We start from the raw sequence: 21261 nt of genomic DNA on the forward strand, positions 1-21261 counted from the left end.
GAAAGTATCTCCATGGCCGATGGGATGCGCAGCCTATGCCGGCGTAATTTTTCGTATCGGAGTTGTGCGCCGGAAGGGCCATACGGGGCGGTGCGTGGCGCCGCCCCGTATCCTGCCTGCTTAGCAGAACGCCTGGATGCCGGTCTGCGCGCGGCCCAGGATCAAGGCATGCACGTCATGCGTGCCTTCGTAGGTGTTGACGACTTCCAGATTGACCAGGTGGCGCGCCACGCCGAACTCATCCGAAATGCCGTTGCCGCCCATCATGTCGCGCGCCATGCGCGCCACGTCCAGCGACTTGCCGCAGGAATTGCGCTTCATCAGCGACGTGATTTCCACGGCCGCCGTGCCTTCGTCCTTCATGCGGCCCAGGCGCAGGCAGCCTTGCAGGCCCAGCGTGATTTCGGTCTGCATGTCCGCCAGTTTTTTCTGGATCAACTGGTTGGCCGCGAGCGGGCGGCCGAACTGCTTGCGGTCCATGGTGTACTGGCGCGCGGTGTGCCAGCAGAACTCCGCCGCGCCCAGCGCGCCCCAGGCGATGCCGTAGCGCGCGGAATTCAGGCAGGTGAACGGCCCCTTCAGGCCGCTGACGTTGGGCAGCATCTGCGAGGCGGGGATTTCGACTTCGTCCATGACGACTTCGCCGGTGATGGATGCGCGCAATCCGACCTTGCCGTGGATGGCGGGCGCCGACAGGCCCTTCATCCCTTTTTCCAGGATGAAGCCGCGGATCTTGCCGTCGTGGTCGCCACCGACGCACTTGGCCCAGACGACGAACACGTCGGCGATCGGCGAATTGGTGATCCACATCTTGCTGCCGGTCAGCTTGTAGCCGCTGCCGGTCAGGACGGCGCGGGTTTCCATGCTGCCGGGATCCGAGCCGTGGTTCGGTTCGGTCAGGCCGAAGCAGCCTATCCATTCTCCGCTGGCCAGCTTCGGCAGGTATTTTTGCTTTTGTTCTTCGCTGCCGAATTCATTGATCGGCACCATCACCAGCGACGACTGCACGCTCATCATCGAGCGGTAGCCGGAATCGATGCGTTCCACTTCGCGGGCGATCAGGCCGTAGCAGACATAGTTCATGCCCGCGCCGCCGTATTCGGTGGGGATGGTGGGGCCCAACAGGCCCAGCTCGCCCATTTCGCGGAAGATGGCGGGGTCGGTTTTTTCATGCCGGAAGGCTTCCAGCACGCGCGGGGCCAGCTTGTCCTGCGCGTAGGCCGCCGCGGCGTCGCGCACCATGCGCTCCTCGTCGCTGAGCTGGCTGTCGAGCAGCAAGGGGTCCTGCCAGTGGAAAGAGGGATTGGATGACATCGAAAACTCCTGGTCTCGCGGGTTCAAATCGTATTAGTGCTTGGCCTTCAATGCCGCGTCGCGGATCTTTTCCAGCGTCGTGGTCGGCGTGATGACCTCGGGGTCGATCAGGCAATGCACGATGGCCGGCTTGCCGCTGTCCAGCGCGCGCCGCAACGCGGGCGCGAATTCTTCCGTGGACTCGACGCGTTCGCCGTGGCCGCCGAACGCGCGGGCATACGCCGCGAAATCCGGGTTGCGCAACGCCGTCGCGGAGATGCGGCCGGGATAATGCTTCTCCTGGTGCATGCGGATGGTGCCGTACATGCCGTTGTCGACGATCAGCACCAGAATGGGCAGGTCGTATTGCACTGCCGTCGCGAATTCCTGGCCATGCATCATGAAGCAGCCGTCGCCCGCCAGGCAGACCACGGTGCGATCCGGATAGACGCGCTTCGCGCCGACGGCGGCCGGCAGGCCATAGCCCATGGAGCCGGACGTGGGCGCCAGTTGCGTGCCGTAGCGCTGGAAGCGGTGGAAGCGATGCAGCCAGGTGGCATAGTTGCCCGCGCCATTGGTCATGATGGCGTCGTCCGGAAGCGTTTCGCGCAGGGTCTGCATCACGGCGCCCATCTGCAGCGCGCCCGGGGTCTTGATGGAGGCGGGGTCGCTCCACGACAGATACGAGGCGTGCGCCGCCTGCACGTCTTGCGGCCAGCCGGGCGTCCCGCCGGCGGGGCTCAGGTTCGCCAGCGCCTGGGTAAAGGCGATCGGCGACGCATTGATCGCCAGCGTCGCGCGATACACGCGGTTCAATTCGCCGCTGTCCGGATGGACATGCACCAGTTTCTGTTTGGGTACGGGAATGTCGAACAGCGTATAGGACTGGCTGGGCATTTCCGACATGCGGCCGCCGACCAGCAGCACCAGGTCCGCGTCCTGCACGCGCTTGAGCAGTGCAGGGTTCAGGCCGATGCCGACGTCGCCCGCGAAGCAGGGGTGGTCGGCCGGAAACAGCATCTGCCGCCGGAAAGAGACGGCCACCGGCAGTTGGAAGCGCGTCGCGAAATCGGCGAAGCGCTGCACCGCATCGGCATCCCAGCGCGCGCCGCCCAGGATAGCGATGGGCGCGCGCGCCGACTTCAGCAGCGTTTCCAGTTCGGCCAGTTGCCCGGGCGCCGGCGCGCTGTCGATGACTTCGTAGTGCGGCGCGTCGGCGACTTCGGCCGTCTCGACCAGCATGTCCTCGGGCAGGGCGATGACCACGGGACCGGGCCGGCCCGACGTCGCCACGTGAAAGGCGCGCGACACCAGTTCAGGGATGCGTTCGACCTGGTCGATCTCGGTGACCCATTTGGCCTGCGTGCCGAAAACGGCGCGATAGTCCATTTCCTGGAAGGCTTCGCGTTCGCGCATGCCGCGTTCGATCTGGCCGACGAACAGGATCAGCGGCGTCGAGTCCTGCATGGCGATGTGGATGCCGGCCAGCGCGTTGGACGCGCCGGGGCCACGGGTGACCATGCAGATGCCGGGTTCGCCGGTGAGCTTGCCATGGGCATCGGCCATCATGGCCGCGCCGCCCTCCTGGCGACAGACGGTGACGGGGATGTTCGCGTCGTGCAGGCCATCCAGGACGGCCAGGTAGCTTTCGCCAGGGACGCAGAAGACGTGCTTGACGCCATGGGCGGCGAGTTGATCGACAAGGATATGTCCGCCCAGGCGGGGAGGCTGCGGAGTCTGCATGGAACCTTTCACGGAGTCGGGCTAGGGTAATCCGTGAGAATAATGTTCCAAACGCGCACAGGGCAATTGATAAAAACGCACATTGAAGTGCGGCCCGGGCACGTTCCGCCCGCCCCGGCGGCAGCCGGCAGCCGATGGTGCGGTGCAGCGCGGTCCGGGGCGGGAAGCGGGCTATCGCGCCGGCATGGCTTGCGCCTGCACGGCCGGCGTGGCGCCGGCATAGCGCAGGGGCAGCAGTTCCCGTTCGGCTTCGCTCGGGGAATCGACCAGTTCGATGTTCAGCTTGCTGATCCCGGTGCTGCCCAGGCTGGCGGCCGAAAAGCGCACATAGCGGGTTTCACCCGGATTGAGCATGAAGCTAAGGCCATCGTCGGTCCAGAGCTTGTCGGTAACGATGTAGCTGCCCGCCGGTTCGTCGACAAAAAAGAAGCTGCCCGGCTTCGAGCGTCCCACCACCTGCTTGTTGATGCGGATTTTGGGCTGTCCGGACGGGCCGGAGCCCGCGCCGTCCATGGGGTTGTAGAGGACGATGCGGCCCGTGCCGGGCGGCAGGGCCGGCAAGGCCTGTGCCATGCTTGCATAGCGGGGGCCCCCGCATCCGGCCAGAAGTAAGGCGGCGCATAGTCCGATGGTCCAGGCCGTCAGCCGGCCGGCGCTGATGTTCATTGCGTCTGCTCCAGTTTCAAGGGTGGGGTATAGGAAAGCGGTGTGAACGATGCTTCGCCGGGGAAGTAAAAGCCGGCCAGCTTGTCGCCCGATACGACGAGATAGGCTTCGCGCACCCGCTTCGCATCGATCATCAGGGTGCCGCCGACTTTCCGGTAGACCTGGCCCTGTGGAATCGAGCCGGCCAGGGACCACTGGGAATTGCCGGGCAGCGTGACGGCGACGTCGTTGGTCAATACCGCCGAAACCGGACGGGCCAGTTGCAGCGGCCTGCCGTCCGCGCCGCCGGCGGCCGGGGCCAGCGTGGCGGGCCGCATGACGATGGACATGCAGCCGGCAAGGGTCAGGGTGGCGATGCAGAACGCCAGCGCGCGCAGCGGCGCGCGGGTCCTGCCAGGGGAAAACAGGATGGGCATGGAGACCTCTCAGCGCAAAGCGCGGAGTATAGGGATCCTGCCCAAGTATTTCCAGAGGTTACGGCCGGTTAAGGCTCGGCCGCTGCCTATTGCATCGCGGCGCCGTTGCGGGCCATGCCCTCTTCGTTTCGGGTGCGCGAGGACGCGCCCCAGAATCGCATGCTTTGCAATTCGGCCTGCGCTTGCGTGGGCGACGGACTGAGCTCGGGCCGCAGGAACTTGGCGCTGGCATCGCCGGAATTGGTCGAAATCAGGCCGTCCGGTACGAAGCGGATGTACTGCGTCTGTCCCGCCTCTAGGGTGAAGGTCAGGGGTGCGCCGCGGTGTGCCAGCACGGTATACGTACCCGCCGCGCGATTCACGTAGAAGAAGCCGCCCGGTTTGGCCCGTCCTACCAGGCGGTTGTTGATGCGTACGCGCGGTTGGGCGTTCGCGCCCAGGCTGACATCCGTCGTGGGCGTATACAGGACGATGCGGCCTTCGCCAGGCGCCATCGGGACCATCGCGTCGGCGACATTCGTGTACTGGCGGGAGGCACAGCCGGCCAGCAGCAGTGCCGCGGCGGCGAGCGACAGGAAGACGCGGGAAAGACGGGTGAGCTTGTTCATGCGCGTTCGTTTTTCAGGGGATTGAGGTTAAGAGTGGGGTTTATGTAATTATTTATGTCAGTATAAATCTTTAATTTGCGCGCCGGCGGCGAAGCGTGCCGAGGTTCGCGGCGGCGAGTTGCCCGCAGCCCGGCGAGCCGAAAGACGGAAGTGGCGGTTCAGACGCCGCCAGTTCCATTTTTCGTGGAACGCACAAAGTCGTTGATAAAATCGCACGACGCGAGCCCGGCGACTCCCGCCATCCAGCGCTGCGCGCATCCATGAGAAAAGGCATTCCCAACTTGAGCGCCCTGCAGGCCTTCGAAGCCACGGCGCGGCTCGGTACGTTTTCACGGGCAGCCGAAGAGCTTTCGCTGACCCACAGCGCCGTCTATCGCCAGGTGGCCAGCCTGGAGGCGCGGCTGGGTGTGCAGCTGTTTACCCGGGTGCGGCGGCGCATCGCCCTGACGGATCACGGCGCCGAATATGCCGGCCGCATCCGCCATCACCTCGACCAGATCGAAAAGGACACCTTCGGCCTGGTCAGCCGCACCGGCATGGGCCGCAGCCTGCACATCGCCGTGGTGCCCACCCTGGCCACGACCTGGCTGATTCCACGCCTGGCCGATTTCAACCGGATGCATCCCGACATCACGGTCAGTCTTTCGGTACGCACGCTGCCTTTCCAGTTCAAGGACCAGCCCTTCGACGGCGCGCTGTATCACGGCGATCACATCTGGCCCGGTACCCGGGGCGTATTGCTGTTTCGCGAACGCGAGCTGATTCCCGTGTGCGCGCCGGCGCTGGCGCAGGCCAGCCTGGAACAGGGCGCCGGTCCCCTGGCGGGCATGCCCCACCTGCACCTGAATTCCCGACCGGACGCCTGGCGCCTGTGGTATGCGGAAAACCGCTTCCTGTTCGGCCCGCAAGCCGCCGGCGGCCCGCGCTATGAGCTGTTCTCCATGGTCCTGGCGGCGGCGCAGGCGGGCCTGGGGGTGGGCCTGGTGCCGCGTTTCCTGGCCCAGGAAGCGCTGGACGCCGGCGCGGTCGTCATGCCGACCCCGGCGGTGCTGCCCGTCCCCCAGGGCTATTACTTCAGCTACCCGGACCGCGGCCACCGGGCGGATGCGCCGCGCGTATTCCAGACGTGGTTGCAGGGCGTGGCCGGGGACTGAGGCGGACGTTTCGCCCGGAACAGCGCTGCGTAAGCCTTCGGCGGACGGGAACGGTTGCCGGTACAGGTGGCCCGCAGCGCTAAGCTGTATGGCCTCTTTTGATTTTCGTCAGAGGGGTAATACCGATTGTTTCTGAGGGGATTTCTGAAACAATACCGGGCTAGTCTCGGACCGCATTACCCGTGCGGTTCGAGTGTTTCTCCTGACCATGGGAATATCTTCATGAAAAAAACGCTGCTTTTTGCTGCTGTCGCTGCCGCCACCACGCTCACATCCCTTTCGGCCCAGGCCGGCCGTCTGGACGACATCAAGTCCTCGGGCACGATCAAGGTGGGGTTCCGCGACGCTTCGCTGCCGTTTTCCTATCTGGACGATAACCAGAAGCCCATCGGCTATTCCATGGATATCTGCCACGGCATTGTCGACGCCGTGGGCAAAAGCGTCGGTAAAAAGCTGAACGTGCAACTGGTACCCGTTACCTCGTCCACGCGTATTCCGCTGATCGCCAACGGTACCGTCGATATCGAATGCGGCTCGACCACCAACAACCTGGAGCGCCAGAAGCAGGTCAGCTTCGCGCCCACGACGTTCGTGACGGCCAACCGCTTTGTCGCCAAGAAGTCCTCCAACTTCAAGACGCTGGAAGACCTGAAGGGCAAGACCGTGATTTCCACCGCGGGCACCAGCAACATCAAGTGGCTGACCGAGGCCAATGGCGGCCAGGCCTCCTACCTGGACGGCAAGAAAGTGTCCCCCCTCGGCATGAACATCATTCCCGCGAAGGATCACGCCGAAGCCTTCCTGACCGTCGAAAACGGCCGCGCCGCGGCGTTCTTCATGGATGACGTGCTGCTGGCCGGCCTGGTCGCCACCTCGCGCAACCCCAAGGAATGGATGATCAGCCAGCAGGCCTATTCGGTCGAGCCGTATGCCGTGATGGAGCCCAAGGACGATCCGGCCTTCAAGAAAGTCGTCGACGATGCGGTCGTCGCGATGATCAAGGACGGCACGGTCGAAAAGCTGTACAAGAAGTGGTTCCTGTCGCCCATCCCGCCCAAGAACGTCAACCTGGATCTGCCGATGAGCCCGGCCCTGAAGAAGGTGCTGGCCAATCCGACGGATTCGGGCGATCCGGCGGTGTACAAGCAATAATCATCGTTCGCTTTCGATGAGCGGCGTGGGCGGCCAGGTGCCGTCCACCCTGATTTCCCTGCGCCGGCGCATCAGCGCCGGCGTGGTTTTTCCGCAGGATCACACATGCATTACAACTGGAACTGGTCCATCTTTTTCGAGATGTCGCCCGATGGCTCCGGTACCTATCTGGACGCGCTGCTGCGTGGACTGGGCTGGACAGTCTCGACTGCGCTGCTGGCATGGATACTGGCCTTCTCCCTGGGTTCCGTGATCGGCGTGATGCGCACCACGGAAAGCAAGGTCGCACAGCGTATCGGCACATGTTATGTGGAGCTCTTCCGCAACATACCGCTGCTCGTGCAAATGTTCATCTGGTATTTCGTGATACCCGAGCTGGTGCCGACATCGCTGGGCGATGCCATCAAGCAAATGCCGCCCCCCTGGGGCATGTTCTGGCCGGCCGTGCTGTGCCTGGGATTCTTTACGTCCTCGCGGGTGGCCGAACAGGTCCGCTCCGGCATAGGGTCGCTGCCGCGCGGCCAGCGCATGGCGGGGACGGCCATGGGCCTGCGTCCGGCGCAGGTGTACCGTTATGTGCTGCTGCCGATGGCCTATCGCATCATCCTGCCGCCCATGACGTCCGAATTTCTCAACCTGATCAAGAACACCTCGATCGCTTTCACCATCGGGCTGCTGGAACTGACGGGCGCGGCGCGCTCCATGCAGGAATTCAGCTTCCAGGTGTTCGAGGCCTTCGCCGGCGCGACGCTGCTGTATTTCGCGCTGAACATGGTTGTGCAGCTGGGCGCGCGCGCCCTGGAACGCCGCGTCTCGGTGCCGGGCTTCGTCGGCTCCAAGTCCAGCGGCACCGGCGGCCATTGAGTGAGGGGAACGCGATGAATAATGGATTCGATTTCGACGTCATCATGCGTTCGCTGCCGTACCTGTTTCGCGACGGGATGGTCTTCACGCTGAAGCTCACCATCCTCTCGGCGATCGGCGGCCTGTTCCTCGGTACCATCCTGGCGATGATGCGGTTGTCCAGTAACCGCCTTTTCAACTGGATCGGCACGATATACGTCAATGGCCTGCGCGCCTTGCCGCTGCTGCTGGTGATCTTCTGGTTCTACTTCCTGGTGCCCTATATCGGTGCCTGGCTGACCGGGTCCGACAGGCCGCTGGCGGTGGGGGGCTTTACCTCCGCGCTGATTACCTTCACGCTGTTCGAGGCAGCCTACTACTGCGAGATCATGCGGGCGGGCATCCAGTCCATCCCGCGCGGGCAGATCGCGGCCGGACAGGCGCTGGGGCTGCGGTACTTCCAGGTCATGGGGCACATCATCCTGCCGCAGGCCTTCCGCAATATGATGCCCGTGCTGCTGACCCAGACCATCGTGCTGTTCCAGGACACGTCGCTGGTCTATGTGCTGTCCCTGACGGACTTCATGGGCGCCGCCTCCAAGATCGCGCAGCGCGACGGCCGCCTGGTGGAAATGTATTTGTTCGCGGCCGCCGTGTACTTCGTCATCTGCTTCACGCTGTCGCGCGTGGTCAAGCGGATGCAGACACGCATGGCAATTGTGCGCTGACGCGCGGCCACTTCCGGGGTTTATGAATGGCAATGATAGAAATCAAGAATGTCAGCAAGTGGTACGGCGATTTCCAGGTGCTGACGGATTGCACGACCACGGTCGCCAAGGGCGAAGTCGTGGTGGTATGCGGGCCGTCCGGCTCCGGCAAATCCACGCTGATCAAGACGGTCAACGGCCTGGAGCCCTTCCAGAAGGGCGAAATCACCGTGGACGGTACGTCGGTGGGATCGCCGAAGACGGATCTGCCGAAGCTGCGCTCGCGCGTGGGCATGGTGTTCCAGCATTTCGAGCTGTTCCCGCATTTGTCCGTGACGCAGAACCTCGCTTTGGCCCAGGTCAAGGTGCTGGGCCGCAGCAAGGACGAAGCCGTGGCGCGCGGCCTGAAGCTGCTGGATCGCGTCGGCCTGAGCGCGCACAAGGACAAATTCCCGGGGCAGTTGTCGGGGGGGCAGCAGCAGCGCGTGGCGATCGCCCGCGCGCTGTCGATGGACCCCATTGCCATGCTGTTCGACGAGCCGACGTCCGCGCTGGACCCGGAAATGGTCAACGAAGTGCTGGACGTCATGGTGGACCTGGCGCGCGAGGGCATGACCATGATGGTGGTCACCCATGAAATGGGCTTCGCCCGCAAGGTGGCCAACCGCGTCGTCTTCATGGATGTGGGCGGACTTATCGTCGAGGATTGCGGCAAGGAAGAGTTCTTCGGCAACCTGGAGGCCCGCTCGCCGCGCGCCCAGCAGTTCCTGTCGAAGATCCTGTCGCACTGATCGCCGCGGCTTCTGCATACGGCGCGCCGGCAAGCCGGCACGCCGTCATTTGGCGAACAGCAGGCCCCACATGAAGTCATAGAGCCTGGATTGCGCGAGCACCCCGGGCACGGGCTTTCCTATCGGGTTGAAGGGCAACATTGCCGTCACGCTGCTTTCCGGGCTGCCGTCCCGTCCGAAGGACGCATAGGCGTGGCAAGCGATGCAGGAAGATGCCGCAACGGTTCCGTTCCCTGTGATCCCTTCTATGACCGAGTTGCCGAGCACGTATGGCGTGCCATCGGCCGCCGCGTAGTCCACTTCCGATGACTTCAGGCAGTAGTTGCGCCAGACGGGCGCCACCTGCCGGGCATTCATCATGTTGACGAGGGCCGCGGTTTTGTCGCAGTAGCCGTACTGCGAATTGACGGTATTCCGCTGGGGAGCGACGACCGCTTTGGCGGCCCCGAAGGTATCGGAACAGCCGATAAAGTCGCAGCGCCCCGGGGTCAGGTAGTGTTCGAACGTGGCCCATACCCAGTTCGGATTCTGCCGGCTGCTCAGGTGCATGGACACCAGCGCATACTCGACGGAGTTGACGGTGGTCGTGTAGTAGTCCTGGCGGACACGTTCCACCGTCTCGTACGGTATCCATTGGCTTACCGTCGCAACGGGCACCCAGTCCACCTTGACGGCCAACGAGGACAGCGGCATGGCGACGGTGAATGCCGGGTCCTGGAACGCCTGCTTCAACCCCGCCCGGCTATAGAGCTTGTTCTGGACGATGTAGTCGAACTGGGGCCGATTCCTTCTCGTCTCCTCGGCGATGCAACCCGTGCTTGGGAAGCCGCCGACGCCCGCGTTGCCGGGCGTCGCGCAGGGTACGTCGATCGCGCCGAGGTGCGGATTTTTGATGTTTTCCAGCATGCTCCCGTGAAGGCGCTTGGGCGCATCGGCGGCCGGCCATTTGGGATCGGCAGCGAACGTATCCAGATCGGATGCCCAGGTTTCGAACTCGACCTTGCCTTTTACCGATGATGGCGTGGTCGCGGTGATGAACTGCTGCCACATGAACTGGTCGGAATTTTCCTGCCTGCCATCCACCGAGCCCGCCTTGGCAGGCACCGCGACGACGATCGTCCCGTCATCCGCCTTGGCCGCCAATGGCGAGATAAGCATTGCCAGCCATGCGGTAAGGCCAAAAGCCCAGGCACCGTATCGTTTGTCCATCTCGCACCCCGTTCGATGTATAGGGAAATTCCGGTCTTGCCGGTCCCTACCATCCTATGGGGGCGCGTGGCGCCGTGCTTTTATCCGGCGGATATTCCGTTTGAATTCATGCCCGGATCATCCGATTCGTCCGTATCCGTCATCGCGCCGGATAGCCGGCTCGGGCCGGACGGCGCGCATGTCCATGCCGACGCGGCGGCCTTGCCTCCGTCAGCGGAAGACCACCGTCCGGTTGCCGTTCAGCAGGATGCGGTGTTCCACGTGGCTGCGCACCGCGCGCGCCAGCACCAGCGATTCCACATCGCTGCCGACCTGGGTGAGATCCTGCGCGGACATCGTGTGGTCCACGCGTTCGATGTCCTGTTCGATGATCGGGCCTTCGTCCAGGTCGGGCGTGACGTAGTGCGCGGTGGCACCGATGATTTTCACGCCGCGCTGGTGCGCCTGGTGATAGGGGCGAGCACCCTTGAAGCTGGGCAGGAAGCTGTGGTGGATATTGATGGCCCGGCCCGCCAGCGCGCGGCACATATCGCCGGACAGGATCTGCATATAGCGGGCCAGGACCACCAGGTCGATATGCAGTTCGTCCACCAGCCGCAGGACCTGGCTTTCCTGTTCGGCCTTGGTTTCCGGCGTTACCGGCAGGTGATGGAAGGGGATATCGTAGGACGCCGCCAGGCCGGCGTAGTCCGTGTGATTCGACACGATGGCGGCGACTTCGGCATGCAGGTGGCCGCTGCGCACGCGGAACAACAGGTCGTTCAGGCAGTGCCCCTGGCGGCTGACCATGATCAGCAGGCGTGCCTTGCGGCGCGCGTCGTGGATCTGCCAGTCCATCGCGTGCTCGCCGGCAAGAGGGGCGAAGCGCGCGCGCAGCGCGTCGGGCGCCACGGCGGGCGGAACGTCGAAGTGCACGCGCAGGAAAAAGCGTCCGGTTTCGTCGTCGCCGAATTGCTGCGAATCCAGGATGTTGCATCCCAGTTCGAACAGCAGGCCGCTGACGCGATAGACGATGCCCGTGCGGTCGGGGCAGGAAAGCGTCAGGATGTAGTCGTTGTGCTGCATGATCGGTAGATGCCTCGAAAGGGCGGTCCGGTTATGGTGAAAATCGGTGCGCTCAGCCCTGGAGCGCGGCCAGCACGTGTTCGGCGATCGCCAGGCTGGACGTCAGGCCCGGCGATTCGATGCCGAACAGATTGACGAGCCCGCGCACGCCATGCCGGCCGGGTCCGGCGATGACGAAGTCGGCCGCGGGTTCATGCGGCCCGGAGATCTTCGGGCGGATGCCGGTGTAGCCCGGCGCCAGCGCGCCGTCGGGCAAGGCCGGCCAATAGCTGCGCACCGCCTCGTAGAATACGTCCGCGCGCCGTGGATCGAGTGTGTAGTCCTCGTCGTTTATCCATTCCGTGTCGGGACCGAACTTCGCCTGGCCGCCCATATCCAGCGTCAGGTGCACCCCAAGCCCCGCGTGCTGCGGTACCGGGTAGATCAGCCGGGAAAACGGTGCGCGCCCCGCCAGCGTGAAATAACTGCCCTTGCACAGGTATTCGGCCGGAATACTGGCCGCCGGCACGCCTTCCACGCGCCGCGCCAGCGTGGGCGCGTGCAGCCCGGCCGCATTGATCAGCGTCGCGCACGACAGCGTCATGGCGTCCTGGCCACCGAAACGCAGGTCGAAGCCGCCTTCCGGACGTACGGCACCGGACAGCAGCGGCGTATGGAAGACGCATTGCGCGCCGGCGTTTTCCGCATCACCCTGCAGGGCCAGCATCAGCGCGTGGCTGTCGACGATGCCGGTCGACGGCGACAGCAAAGCGGCGGTGCATTGCAGGGCGGGCTCCATGGCGATCGCCTGCGTCCCGGACAGGCGCTCCAGGTCGTCCACGCCATTGGCCCGGGCGCGCCGCGCGATGTCATCCAGCATGGCGCCTTGCGCGGCGTCGGTGGCGACGATCAGCTTGCCCAACCGGCGGTGCGGAATGCCGCGCTCCGCGCAATAGGCATACAGCATCCGTTTGCCGCGCACGCACAGTTCTGCCTTCAGGCTGCCGGCCGGATAGTAGATGCCGGCGTGGATCACTTCCGAATTGCGGGAACTGGTCCCGGTGCCGATGCCCTCCGCGGCTTCCGCGACCAGCACTTCGCGCCCCGACAAGGCGAGGGCGCGCGCGATCGCCAGGCCCACCACCCCCGCGCCCACGACGACGCAATCGATATCGGTCGCCATGCCAACCTATTCCCGTTCCGCTGCCGCAGGGTCCGGCGTCAGGTCGAAGCCGCCGGCATGGTAGACCAGCGGCAGGGCGCCGCTGTGGCCGCAGTGTTCGACCTGGCCCACCATGATGATGTGGTCGCCTTCCTCATAGCGGCTGCGGTTGTAGCACTCGAACCAGGCGGCGCAGTGATCGCCCAGCATGCGCGTCCCGCCCGGCGCGTAAGTCTCTCGCATGCCCGCGTAGCGCTCCAGCACGCTGCCGCGCGCGAAGCGCTCCGCCAGGTGCAGCTGGTCCGCTCCCAGTACGTTCACCACATAGCGTTCGCATCCCATGAAGGCGTCCCGCGAGCGCGAACTTGCCGACAGGCTCCACAGCACCAGGGGCGGCTCCAGCGAGACGGAGTTGAAGGAGCTGACGGTCAGCCCCAGCGGCTTGCCGTCGGGCCCGGTGGCGGTAACCACCGTGACACCGGTCGCGAAGCGGCCCAGCGCGGTGCGGAAGTAGGCGGCGTCGAAGTCAGGTGAAGATGCGGACATGCGCGGTACGTCGTGGAGGCTGGGCGGCGGGGCGTGTATGGGAACTGGACCCGCGGTCCGGGCGGTTGCTGGTGGGGCCGCAACGGCGGCCGCGGTCAGGGGGACAGGCGGACGATGCGCCAGGATTGGCCGTCGCCGGCGCCGCTGGGCTCGTATACCAGCCTGTCGTGCAGTCGCGACGGCCGGCCCTGCCAGAACTCGAAGCGGTCCGGCACCAGGCGGTAGCCGCCCCAGTGCGGTGGGCGCGGCGGCGCATCGCCGTAGCGCTGCTCGCAGTCGCGCAGGGAAGCTTCCAGCGCTTCCCGGCTGACAGGCTGGCTTTGGTGGGAAGCCCAGGCGCCCAGGCGCGAGCCCAGTGGCCGGCTGAGGAAATAGGCATCCGATTCTTCCGCCGAGGTTTTTTCGATGGAGCCTTCGATGCGGACCTGCCTTTCCAGCGGTTGCCAGAAGAACAGCAGGCTGGCGTGCGGGTTGGCGGCGAGTTCGCGTCCTTTGCGGGATTCGTAATTGGTATAGAAAACGAAGCCGCGCGGGTCGGCGCCCTTGACCAGCACGATGCGTGCCGCCGGCCGGCCGCGGTCATCCACCGTCGCCAGCGTCATGGCGTTGGGTTCGGGGACCTGGGCGGCCAGGGCCTCATCGAACCAGGCGGTGAATTGGTCGAAGGGCGAAGCGGCGGCGTCGGTTTCGAGCAAAACTTTCTTTTCGTAGCTTTGGCGCAGATCGGCGAGAGACATGGCGGGGGCTCGGGAGATGGTCATCCGTCGTCGCGCGCTTGCAAGGGCGAGCGGCGCGGGCGGCCTGGCCTGATGCGGAGAAGCTGGCAGTTTACCGCCCTTGCCAGGCGGCCGGCCGGGATCCCATGGGCGCGGCAGGGCATCATCCTTCCGGCAGCGTATGGCGCTGCGCCGCCAGCAGGCGCGCGACGCGGGCCAGGCGCCGGTCGTGGATGCCGGCCTCGGTCAGCGCCTGCGCCGTTTGCATGACGTAGTCGATGCAGGGGCCATAGCGGCCGCTGGCGCGCCGCACGATGGCCAGGAGTTCTTCCTCGGGCAGCGCGGGGATATAGGCGGGGCTGGCGCGGTCCATGACGAACACCAGCGCGCGCACGGTGCCTTCGTCCGTCGCGCAGGACAGCCAGCGCGGCAGGTAGGCGCCGGTGGACATTTCGCGCGCCCACAGCAGCGGAAAGAATTTCGGCACCAGCGCCCCATGCAGGCGGTACACCACGCCCCGGCAGGATCCGCCCCGATCCAGGGCGAATACCAGCCCGGGGGATTCCGGGGTGCCGCGGTTGACGCGCGACCACAGGCAGAGCGCCCGGTGATAGCCGTGCAGGGTCGCCAGCCGGCGTTCCAGGTACTCGAACTCCGGCCGCCAGATCAGCGAGCCGTAGCCGTAGATCCACACGTCCTCATCGGCGCGCCAGTGTCTCAGCGCCTCTTCCATGGAGGCATGCCGCTCTTCCGGCGTCCAGAGGCGGAACGGCACGGCGGTTCCTAGCGCGGCGACGGCATCGGGCGTCCCGGGCAGCGGCAGGGCGGGAATGGACTTGGAATCAGCCATTTCTATCGGACCCGGCCGGAGGCGCGCGGTTCAACCAGCCGGCAGTGGCCAGCATGACGGCGTAAGCCCAGAACAGCGGCGCGATCCCGATGACCGCGCCCAATGCGCCGAACGTCAGGGGCAGGGAGACCTGCGAACCATTGATCAGCGCCATGCGCAGGCCCACCGCCTCGGCGGCGCGCCCCGGTGGCGAATGCTGGTGCAGCAGCGCCAGGATGCTGGGCTGGCTGGAGCCCAGCGCCAGTCCCAGCGTAAAAGACAGGCCGATCAGGATCGCAACATCGGTGAAAAACGGATAAACCAGGAAGTCCGCTGCTGCCGTCCCCATGGCGACGCGGATCAGCGTCCAGGAGCGCACGCGACGCTGGATCAGCGGCAATGCCAGCCGGATAAGGAAGGTAGCCGCCGAGAAGGAAGCAAGAATGACCCCGATGGTGGTGGCGGACAAGCCGATGGCCACGCCGAACAGGGGCACGATGAACAGGTGGCTGTCCCATGCGCCGGAGAGGATGGTGTTGACCAGCAGTATGCGGCGCAGCGGGGGCACTGCCAGCAGCTCGGTCACGCGCCGGCCGTCGTTCCCGGTGTCCGCCCCGGCGCGGGGACGCTTGCGCGGCAGATGCCGGCGCAGGCGGTAAAGGCCGGTCGCGGCGCCCAGTGGGCCGGCCGCGAGCAGGGCGAAGGCCGCGTCGCTGCCCATATGGTCGATGGCGAGTCCGCCCACCAGCGGGCCGCAGAATCCGGAGGCCGCCAACGCCACCGACATCCACGAGAAATTGCGCAGCCGGTCCTTGGCGCGCACCTCGCCCAACACGTTTTGCGAGGCGACCTGGTGCAACATGAACCCGATCCCGATGCAACATGACGCCAACAGCAGCGAAATGCGCGTCGAAGCGATCGCTGGCACGAGGGTGCCCACGGCCAGCAGCCCCGTGCCGATGAACATGGGGCGCCGTATGCCTACCTTGTCCACCCATCTTCCGGCTTTTACCGAGAAAATCATGGGAAGTACGGCGAAAACCGCGATAAGCGCGCCGACCGTCAAGGTCGTCAGGCCGATGTGGATTGCGCTAAGGGAAACTGTTACACGTCCGCCCGTCAATGCCACGTGATTCAGCATATTGATCAGGCACAGCGATATCGCTCCGGAGGCGGAGGCGGCTATCGGCGCAATGGAGGGGGATGATTCTGACTGGGACACGGTGAATGTGTCCTATTCTGTCCCTATCTCCGTGTAATGTCGAGCCGCCTGAGGTAGTAGGGCGGCACGGGAGGGTCGCAGTAACATTTAAGCAACAATGTGCAAACGCGAGGCGCCGGCGGTGTGGCAAGGCGTAAACATTGTGGAACAGTGGGGCAAGGCAGGCCATTTACCCGCCGCTGTGGGTAACATTCGCCGGAATTCCCTGTCTATCAGGGAGGGGCGGCTTGTTCTCGCCCATGCACCGTGCGCCATGAGATTAGGCATCACCTTCAAACTTTTTCTCGCCATCCTCGCCACCAGCCTGGCGGTGACGTTGGCCATGGGCAGCGCGGTGCGCTGGAACTTCGAACGCCATTTCCTTTCGTATGTAAAGGAACGTGAACTACGGCGAGTCGATCGCATGCGGCAATCTCTGGCCGACCTGTACCGCGAGCGCGGCAGCTGGGAGGCGCTGCGGGGCAATCCCTCGCTGTGGACCCATATCTTGACGGTGCCGCCCGGCGACCCGGCCGGCCGCCGGCATCCCCCGCCCCACGGCGTGCTGGAGTGGCTGTCCGAAGTGGATCCCAACCTCGCGCCTCCGCCGCCGCCGGACTTCGTCGAGCCGGACTGGGCGCGGGGCCGCGATTTCCTGGCTCTTCCGTTTACCCTGCTGGACAACCAGATGCGCGTGGTCGCCGGCTATTCGGCGCCGCCGCCCGGGGCGCCCCGGCGCCCCGTGGATGTGGACGGCATGACGGTCGGGTGGTTGGTGACGCCGTTCCCCAACCGGCTGCCGAGCGAGGCCGACCAGCGCTTCCAGCGCGAGCAGTCGGAAGCCACCTGGGTCATCGGCCTGCTGGCGGCGCTGTTGGCGGCCGCGGTCAGTATTTTCCTGGCGCGGATTTTCCTGGCGCCGGTCCGCCGCCTGGCCGGGGCGACGCACAGGCTATCGGCGGGCGACTACACGACCCGGGTGAACGTCACGTCCGCCGACGAACTGGGCCGCCTGGGCCAGGACTTCAACCGGCTGGCGCATACGCTGGAACGCAACGAGGCCCTGCGGCGAGAGATGGTCGCGGATATCTCGCACGAACTGCGCACGCCGCTGGCGGTGTTGCGCGGCGAGATGGAAGCATTGCAGGACGGCGTGCGGCCTTTCTCGCCCGATGCGCTGGCGTCGCTGCAGTCGGAGGTCTCGTTGCTGAGCAAGCTGATCGACGATCTGTACGAGCTTTCGCTGGCGGACGTGGGCGCGCTGTCGTATCGCATGCTGCCCGTGGACATGGCCGCCATTGCCGAACAATCGGTCGAGACTTATCGTGAACGCCTGGGCGCGCGGCGCCTGCGGGTGGAAGCCGATATCGGCCCGCAGGCGTGCGTGATCGAAGGGGATGCGCAGCGCCTGACCCAGCTGATGAGCAATCTGCTGGAGAACACCCTGCGCTATACCGACCCGGATGGCATGGTGCGGGTGTCCGTCCGGACGGAAAGCGGCACGGTGGCGGTGGAGTGCCAGGATTCCGCGCCCGGCGTGCCCGCGCAGTTCCTGCCGCGCCTGTTCGACCGCCTGTTCCGGGTCGACCCGTCACGTTCGCGCGAGAGCGGGGGCGCCGGCCTGGGCCTGGCGATCTGCCAGCGTATCGTCGAATCGCATCGCGGCACCATCCACGCGATGCCGTCCGAACTGGGCGGCTTGCGTGTCCGTATTGTTTTTCCCGCGGCCCACGGAGCCGCGTCCTGAGAGCCACCATGATCCTGATCGTAGAAGACGAACCCAAGCTGGCCGCGCTGTTGACCGATTACCTGCGCGCCGCCCGCTACGAAACCGAATCGCTGGCCGATGGTCGCGAAGCGCTGACGGCGATCCGCCAGATGAAACCCGAGCTGGTGCTGCTGGACCTGATGCTTCCCGGCCGCGACGGCCTGGAAGTCTGCCGCGAACTGCGCACCTTCAGCGACGTGCCGGTGATCATGGTGACCGCGCGGGTGGAGGAGATCGACCGGCTCATCGGCCTGGAAATGGGCGCCGACGATTACATCTGCAAGCCGTTCAGCCCGCGCGAGGTCGTGGCGCGCGTCAAGGCCATCCTGCGCCGCGCGCGCGGCAACGGCCACGGCGGACATCCGCAGTCGCTGCTGGAAATCCGCCCCGAACATCATGTCGCCACGCTGGACGGCAAGCCCCTGGCCCTGACGCCGGTGGAGTTCCGCCTGCTGCAGGCGCTGGCGGCCGCCGAAGGCAAGATCCTGTCGCGCGACGCGTTGCTGAATCATCTGTACGCCGATCACCGCGTCGTCACCGACCGCACGGTGGACAGCCATATCAAGAATCTGCGCCGCAAGTTCGAAGCGGTCCTGCCCGGCCATGACCTGATCCGCTCCATCTACGGGGTGGGGTACAAGCTGGAGATGCACTAGCCTCGCGTCCCGCGGGGCGCAGGCCGGCGGCATGAGAAAATGCCGTCCATCATGACTGCACCCACCGACTCCCTGGTTTGCGATATCGACGCGGAGCGCCGTTTCGGCGGCTTGGCGCGGCTTTATGGCCCTGGCGCACCCGATCGACTGCGCGCCGCGCGCATTGCCGTGGTCGGCCTGGGCGGCGTCGGCTCGTGGACGGCCGAGGCGCTGGCCCGCAGCGGTGTCGGCGCCCTTGTCCTGGTGGACCTGGACCATATCGCCGAGTCCAACGTCAATCGCCAGATCCACGCCCTGACCGATACGCTGGGGCAGGCCAAGGTGGCGGCGATGGCGGCACGGGTGTCGGGCATCAATCCCGAATGCGCCGTGACGCAGATCGACGATTTCGTGACGCCGGACAATGTCGGGGAGCTGCTGGCGGACAGCTATGACGCGGTGGTGGACTGCACCGACCAGGCGGCCGCCAAGATCGCCATGATCCTGCACGCGCGGCGGCGCGGCCTGTCCTTGCTGGTGTGCGGCGGCGCCGGCGGCAAGACCGATCCCCTGGCGCTGCGCGCGGGCGATTTATCGCAGGCGTGCAATGACGCCTTGCTGGCCAAGCTGCGCAACAAACTGCGCCGCGAACACGGCTATCCCAAAGCGTCGCCCAAGGCGGGCAAGGCGCCCGCGCGTACACCGAAGATGCATGTGCGGGCCTTGTGGTTCGACCAGCCGGCTATTCTTCCCGCCGCGTGGACGGCCGGCGCGGAGGCCGAAGACGATGTCGGCGCCATGGTGCAGCCCCTGGCCCCGCAAGGGCTGTCCTGTGCCGGTTACGGGTCGTCGGTCACGATTACCGCCACGATGGGGATGGCGGCGGCGGACCAGGCGCTGCGGCAGGTACTGGCACGGCCCTAGCAGCGGCGGCATCGGGCGCCGCGGGGCCCCGACGGCCTGGCGCCTATGCCTTCGCCCCCAGGCGGAACTCCACATCCATCCACCCGCGCAGCGCGTTGGACAGGCGGATGCGGCTTGCGCGCGGCACATCGTCCTCGTAAAGAACGCGTTCCTGTACCCGGCCGGCATCCAGCAGGGCGGCACGCTGCACGCCCGGCAGGCAGCCGCTGGCGATGGGAGGCGTGAACCAGATCCCGCCCATTTGCAGATAGACATTGGTGCGGCTGCCTTCGCACAGTTCGCCGCGCTCGTTGCAAAACAGGGCATCGAAGATGTCCGGGTGCCGCGCCAGCCATTCCGTGATGGCGTCGTACCAGGGGCGGTGCGTGGTCTTGTGCCGCAGCAGCGACTCGCTCGAGGATAGGCGCGTCGTCCACAGGCACACCCCCTGTGGCGCGGGCAGGCCGGGCAGGGGGGACGTACGAAGGGTGAGCGTGCCGTCGGCGTGATGCAGCAACCGCAGGCGGTGGGGGCCGGGGCCTTCGGCGGCGTGCGCGGCGGCCAGCAGGCTGTCGCGGACATGGCCGGCATCCCAGGCATGTCCGAGGGCCGCGCAGGATGTCCGCAGCCGCTCCAGGTGCCGGTCGAGCAGCGCCATATGGCCGTTCTCGTCGACGCGTATCGTTTCGATCAGATCGGGGCGGGGTGTGGGAGACATGGGTTGAACGGGAGTCATGGCTGGACGCGCTCCGGGTCGAGTATGCGGGCCTTCCACAGGCATTCCTGCCATTCCGAGTCCGGATCGGAATCATGCACGATGCCGCCGCCCACACCATAGACTCCCCGGCCATCCGCGTCCACGACCAGCGTGCGAATCGCCACGTTCAGGGAAAAGTCGCCGTCCGGAGCCAGCCAGCCTATGCTGCCGCAATACAGCCCGCGCGGCGCGATCTCGGCCCGGCGCAGATGGGCCAGGGCGGCGATCTTCGGCGCGCCGGTGACGGAACCGCAGGGGAATAGCGCGCGCAGGACATCGCCCAGGTCCGCCCGCGGCGCACGCGCGGTGACGGTGGATGTCATGGTCCATACGGTGGGATAGCGTTCCAGCGTGAACAGGGCTTCCACCCGTACGCTGCCGGGCTGCGCGATGCGGCCCAGGTCGTTGCGCAACAAGTCCACGATCATCAGGTTTTCGGCGCGGTTCTTTTCGCTGGCGAGCAACGCCTGGCCGAGGGCCTGGTCGCGCACGGGGTCGGGATCGCGCGGGGCCGTTCCCTTCATGGGACGGGTGGTCAGCAGGTCGCCGCGCCGCGCCACGAAAAGTTCGGGGGAGAACGACAGGACCGTCCGGTCGCCGTCCTCGATGTAGGCCGCGTGCGCGACCGGATTGCGCCGCGCGATGCGCGCATAGAGCGCGCGCCTGTCGCCGTGCACGCGCATGTCCAGCGGCATCGTGTAGTTGACCTGATAGAAGGCCCCCTCCGCGATGCCCTGACGGATGGCCTGGATGCGCGTCAGATAACTCGCGCGGTCCAGGCGCGGGGTGATGCCATCGATGCCGCCGGGCGCATCCGCGCCGGCCTGCCAGGGCACCTCATGGCGCGCGGCATCGAACACCAGCGCGCGCAGCAGCGGTTGCGCCGGTGCGTGCGGAACAGGCGGGTTCGGCAGCGTGCCCGCGGGCGACGGCAGCAGCCATTCGCCCAGCTCGAAATCCAGCAGCAGCGCGACCCACCGGCCTTCTCCCCGCGCGCGTTCGATGGCGTCCAGCGCCGGCTGCAGCTGCTCCGGCGCGCGCGCCTCGATGCGGTCGCGCGCTCCGTCCAGCTGCAATGCCCGTCCCGCGAGACGGTCTTCGAAACGGCAAAACATCGT

Annotated in this window: 22 protein-coding genes; 8 read left to right on the forward strand and 14 right to left on the reverse strand. The window is 66.0% G+C overall.

The annotated features are described in order from the left end of the window. Positions 1–120: 120 nt before the first annotated feature. The 5 genes from CAL28_RS05510 to CAL28_RS05530 all read right to left on the reverse strand — a co-directional run bounded on the left by CAL28_RS05510 (position 121) and on the right by CAL28_RS05530 (position 4726). Positions 121–1314, reverse strand: a complete 1194-nt coding sequence (locus tag CAL28_RS05510; RefSeq protein ID WP_094840339.1) for an acyl-CoA dehydrogenase — start codon at positions 1312–1314, stop codon at positions 121–123. Between the two features lie 33 nt (positions 1315–1347). Continuing rightward, positions 1348–3036 carry a thiamine pyrophosphate-binding protein gene (locus CAL28_RS05515; RefSeq protein ID WP_094840340.1) on the reverse strand — a complete coding sequence of 563 codons (1689 nt, stop codon included), beginning with the start codon at positions 3034–3036 and terminating at the stop codon, positions 1348–1350. Positions 3037–3207: 171 nt separating this feature from the next. After that, positions 3208–3702 (reverse strand): hypothetical protein, encoded by a 495-nt coding sequence (locus CAL28_RS05520; protein ID WP_094840341.1) that lies wholly within the window; start codon positions 3700–3702, stop codon positions 3208–3210. Next, positions 3699–4118, reverse strand: a complete 420-nt coding sequence (locus CAL28_RS05525; RefSeq protein WP_094840342.1) for a hypothetical protein — start codon at positions 4116–4118, stop codon at positions 3699–3701. The genes CAL28_RS05520 and CAL28_RS05525 overlap by 4 nt, the downstream gene beginning before the upstream one ends. Before the next feature lie 86 nt (positions 4119–4204). Then, on the reverse strand, positions 4205–4726 hold the full coding sequence (locus tag CAL28_RS05530; protein ID WP_094840343.1) for a DUF2846 domain-containing protein: 522 nt from the start codon (positions 4724–4726) through the stop codon (positions 4205–4207). 260 nt (positions 4727–4986) lie between these two features. Here CAL28_RS05530 and CAL28_RS05535 point away from each other — a divergent pair, with 260 nt between their 5' ends. The 5 genes from CAL28_RS05535 (at position 4987) to CAL28_RS05555 (ending at position 9373) form a co-directional block, all read left to right on the forward strand. After that, entirely contained in the window at positions 4987–5880 is an 894-nt protein-coding gene (locus CAL28_RS05535; RefSeq protein ID WP_094840344.1) for a LysR substrate-binding domain-containing protein, read from the forward strand. A gap of 222 nt (positions 5881–6102) precedes the next feature. Further along, positions 6103–7032 (forward strand): amino acid ABC transporter substrate-binding protein, encoded by a 930-nt coding sequence (locus CAL28_RS05540; protein ID WP_094840345.1) that lies wholly within the window; start codon positions 6103–6105, stop codon positions 7030–7032. 105 nt (positions 7033–7137) lie between these two features. Continuing rightward, complete coding sequence (locus CAL28_RS05545; RefSeq protein ID WP_094840346.1) at positions 7138–7896, forward strand: amino acid ABC transporter permease; 759 nt, start codon at positions 7138–7140, stop codon at positions 7894–7896. Positions 7897–7910: 14 nt separating this feature from the next. Continuing rightward, positions 7911–8603 (forward strand): amino acid ABC transporter permease, encoded by a 693-nt coding sequence (locus tag CAL28_RS05550; RefSeq protein WP_094840347.1) that lies wholly within the window; start codon positions 7911–7913, stop codon positions 8601–8603. A gap of 32 nt (positions 8604–8635) precedes the next feature. Beyond that, a complete protein-coding gene (locus CAL28_RS05555) occupies positions 8636–9373 on the forward strand; it encodes an amino acid ABC transporter ATP-binding protein (RefSeq protein ID WP_094840348.1) in 738 nt (245 codons plus the stop codon). Between the two features lie 45 nt (positions 9374–9418). Here the strand turns inward: CAL28_RS05555 and CAL28_RS05560 are convergent, their stop codons facing one another. The 7 genes from CAL28_RS05560 to CAL28_RS05590 all read right to left on the reverse strand — a co-directional run bounded on the left by CAL28_RS05560 (position 9419) and on the right by CAL28_RS05590 (position 16101). Next, positions 9419–10582, reverse strand: a complete 1164-nt coding sequence (locus CAL28_RS05560) for a hypothetical protein (RefSeq protein WP_094840349.1) — start codon at positions 10580–10582, stop codon at positions 9419–9421. A gap of 210 nt (positions 10583–10792) precedes the next feature. Then, a complete protein-coding gene (gene purU / locus CAL28_RS05565) occupies positions 10793–11647 on the reverse strand; it encodes a formyltetrahydrofolate deformylase (protein WP_094840350.1) in 855 nt (284 codons plus the stop codon). Between the two features lie 52 nt (positions 11648–11699). After that, entirely contained in the window at positions 11700–12809 is a 1110-nt protein-coding gene (locus CAL28_RS05570; RefSeq protein ID WP_094840351.1) for an NAD(P)/FAD-dependent oxidoreductase, read from the reverse strand. Between the two features lie 6 nt (positions 12810–12815). After that, the gene (locus tag CAL28_RS05575) at positions 12816–13334 is read right to left on the reverse strand and encodes a flavin reductase family protein (protein ID WP_094840352.1); all 519 of its coding nucleotides are present in this window, start codon (positions 13332–13334) and stop codon (positions 12816–12818) included. A 95-nt stretch (positions 13335–13429) separates the two neighbouring features. After that, complete coding sequence (pdxH, locus tag CAL28_RS05580; RefSeq protein WP_094840353.1) at positions 13430–14071, reverse strand: pyridoxamine 5'-phosphate oxidase; 642 nt, start codon at positions 14069–14071, stop codon at positions 13430–13432. Positions 14072–14213: 142 nt separating this feature from the next. Continuing rightward, complete coding sequence (locus CAL28_RS05585) at positions 14214–14900, reverse strand: gamma-glutamylcyclotransferase (RefSeq protein WP_094840354.1); 687 nt, start codon at positions 14898–14900, stop codon at positions 14214–14216. Then, entirely contained in the window at positions 14893–16101 is a 1209-nt protein-coding gene (locus tag CAL28_RS05590; RefSeq protein WP_440588351.1) for an MFS transporter, read from the reverse strand. Before CAL28_RS05590 ends, CAL28_RS05585 begins: the two co-directional genes overlap by 8 nt. 253 nt (positions 16102–16354) lie before the next feature. Here CAL28_RS05590 and CAL28_RS05595 point away from each other — a divergent pair, with 253 nt between their 5' ends. From CAL28_RS05595 to CAL28_RS05605, 3 genes are read left to right on the forward strand one after another with little or no spacing between them, the layout of a single operon-like run. Beyond that, complete coding sequence (locus CAL28_RS05595; RefSeq protein ID WP_094840356.1) at positions 16355–17827, forward strand: ATP-binding protein; 1473 nt, start codon at positions 16355–16357, stop codon at positions 17825–17827. An 8-nt stretch (positions 17828–17835) separates the two neighbouring features. Next, on the forward strand, positions 17836–18504 hold the full coding sequence (locus CAL28_RS05600) for a response regulator (RefSeq protein WP_094840357.1): 669 nt from the start codon (positions 17836–17838) through the stop codon (positions 18502–18504). Positions 18505–18555: 51 nt separating this feature from the next. After that, a complete protein-coding gene (locus CAL28_RS05605; protein WP_094840660.1) occupies positions 18556–19407 on the forward strand; it encodes a tRNA threonylcarbamoyladenosine dehydratase in 852 nt (283 codons plus the stop codon). A 43-nt stretch (positions 19408–19450) separates the two neighbouring features. Here CAL28_RS05605 and CAL28_RS05610 read toward each other — a convergent pair whose 3' ends face one another. Together CAL28_RS05610 and CAL28_RS05615 are read right to left on the reverse strand one after the other, a co-directional pair. Beyond that, positions 19451–20122: an aminotransferase class IV family protein gene (locus CAL28_RS05610; RefSeq protein ID WP_254925995.1), complete on the reverse strand. Its 672-nt coding sequence runs from the start codon at positions 20120–20122 to the stop codon at positions 19451–19453. Further along, positions 20119–21258 (reverse strand): aminodeoxychorismate synthase component I, encoded by a 1140-nt coding sequence (locus tag CAL28_RS05615; protein ID WP_094840359.1) that lies wholly within the window; start codon positions 21256–21258, stop codon positions 20119–20121. Before CAL28_RS05615 ends, CAL28_RS05610 begins: the two co-directional genes overlap by 4 nt. Positions 21259–21261 lie beyond the last annotated feature (3 nt).

Source organism: Bordetella genomosp. 11, assembly GCF_002261215.1.
GTDB lineage: Bacteria > Pseudomonadota > Gammaproteobacteria > Burkholderiales > Burkholderiaceae_B > Bordetella_C.

Coding starts and splice junctions, on each gene's coding strand:
- purU (WP_094840350.1), bottom strand. CDS start 11,647: ATGCAGCACAACGACTACATCCTGACGCTTTCCTGCCCCGACCGCACG.
- CAL28_RS05515 (WP_094840340.1), bottom strand. CDS start 3,036: ATGCAGACTCCGCAGCCTCCCCGCCTGGGCGGACATATCCTTGTCGAT.
- CAL28_RS05555 (WP_094840348.1), top strand. CDS start 8,636: ATGATAGAAATCAAGAATGTCAGCAAGTGGTACGGCGATTTCCAGGTG.
- CAL28_RS05510 (WP_094840339.1), bottom strand. CDS start 1,314: ATGTCATCCAATCCCTCTTTCCACTGGCAGGACCCCTTGCTGCTCGAC.
- CAL28_RS05595 (WP_094840356.1), top strand. CDS start 16,355: ATGAGATTAGGCATCACCTTCAAACTTTTTCTCGCCATCCTCGCCACC.
- CAL28_RS05605 (WP_094840660.1), top strand. CDS start 18,556: ATGACTGCACCCACCGACTCCCTGGTTTGCGATATCGACGCGGAGCGC.
- CAL28_RS05530 (WP_094840343.1), bottom strand. CDS start 4,726: ATGAACAAGCTCACCCGTCTTTCCCGCGTCTTCCTGTCGCTCGCCGCC.
- CAL28_RS05550 (WP_094840347.1), top strand. CDS start 7,911: ATGAATAATGGATTCGATTTCGACGTCATCATGCGTTCGCTGCCGTAC.
- CAL28_RS05520 (WP_094840341.1), bottom strand. CDS start 3,702: ATGAACATCAGCGCCGGCCGGCTGACGGCCTGGACCATCGGACTATGC.
- CAL28_RS05575 (WP_094840352.1), bottom strand. CDS start 13,334: ATGTCCGCATCTTCACCTGACTTCGACGCCGCCTACTTCCGCACCGCG.
- CAL28_RS05545 (WP_094840346.1), top strand. CDS start 7,138: ATGCATTACAACTGGAACTGGTCCATCTTTTTCGAGATGTCGCCCGAT.
- CAL28_RS05540 (WP_094840345.1), top strand. CDS start 6,103: ATGAAAAAAACGCTGCTTTTTGCTGCTGTCGCTGCCGCCACCACGCTC.
- CAL28_RS05610 (WP_254925995.1), bottom strand. CDS start 20,122: ATGACTCCCGTTCAACCCATGTCTCCCACACCCCGCCCCGATCTGATC.
- CAL28_RS05570 (WP_094840351.1), bottom strand. CDS start 12,809: ATGGCGACCGATATCGATTGCGTCGTCGTGGGCGCGGGGGTGGTGGGC.
- CAL28_RS05585 (WP_094840354.1), bottom strand. CDS start 14,900: ATGGCTGATTCCAAGTCCATTCCCGCCCTGCCGCTGCCCGGGACGCCC.
- pdxH (WP_094840353.1), bottom strand. CDS start 14,071: ATGTCTCTCGCCGATCTGCGCCAAAGCTACGAAAAGAAAGTTTTGCTC.
- CAL28_RS05615 (WP_094840359.1), bottom strand. CDS start 21,258: ATGTTTTGCCGTTTCGAAGACCGTCTCGCGGGACGGGCATTGCAGCTG.
- CAL28_RS05560 (WP_094840349.1), bottom strand. CDS start 10,582: ATGGACAAACGATACGGTGCCTGGGCTTTTGGCCTTACCGCATGGCTG.
- CAL28_RS05600 (WP_094840357.1), top strand. CDS start 17,836: ATGATCCTGATCGTAGAAGACGAACCCAAGCTGGCCGCGCTGTTGACC.
- CAL28_RS05535 (WP_094840344.1), top strand. CDS start 4,987: ATGAGAAAAGGCATTCCCAACTTGAGCGCCCTGCAGGCCTTCGAAGCC.
- CAL28_RS05525 (WP_094840342.1), bottom strand. CDS start 4,118: ATGCCCATCCTGTTTTCCCCTGGCAGGACCCGCGCGCCGCTGCGCGCG.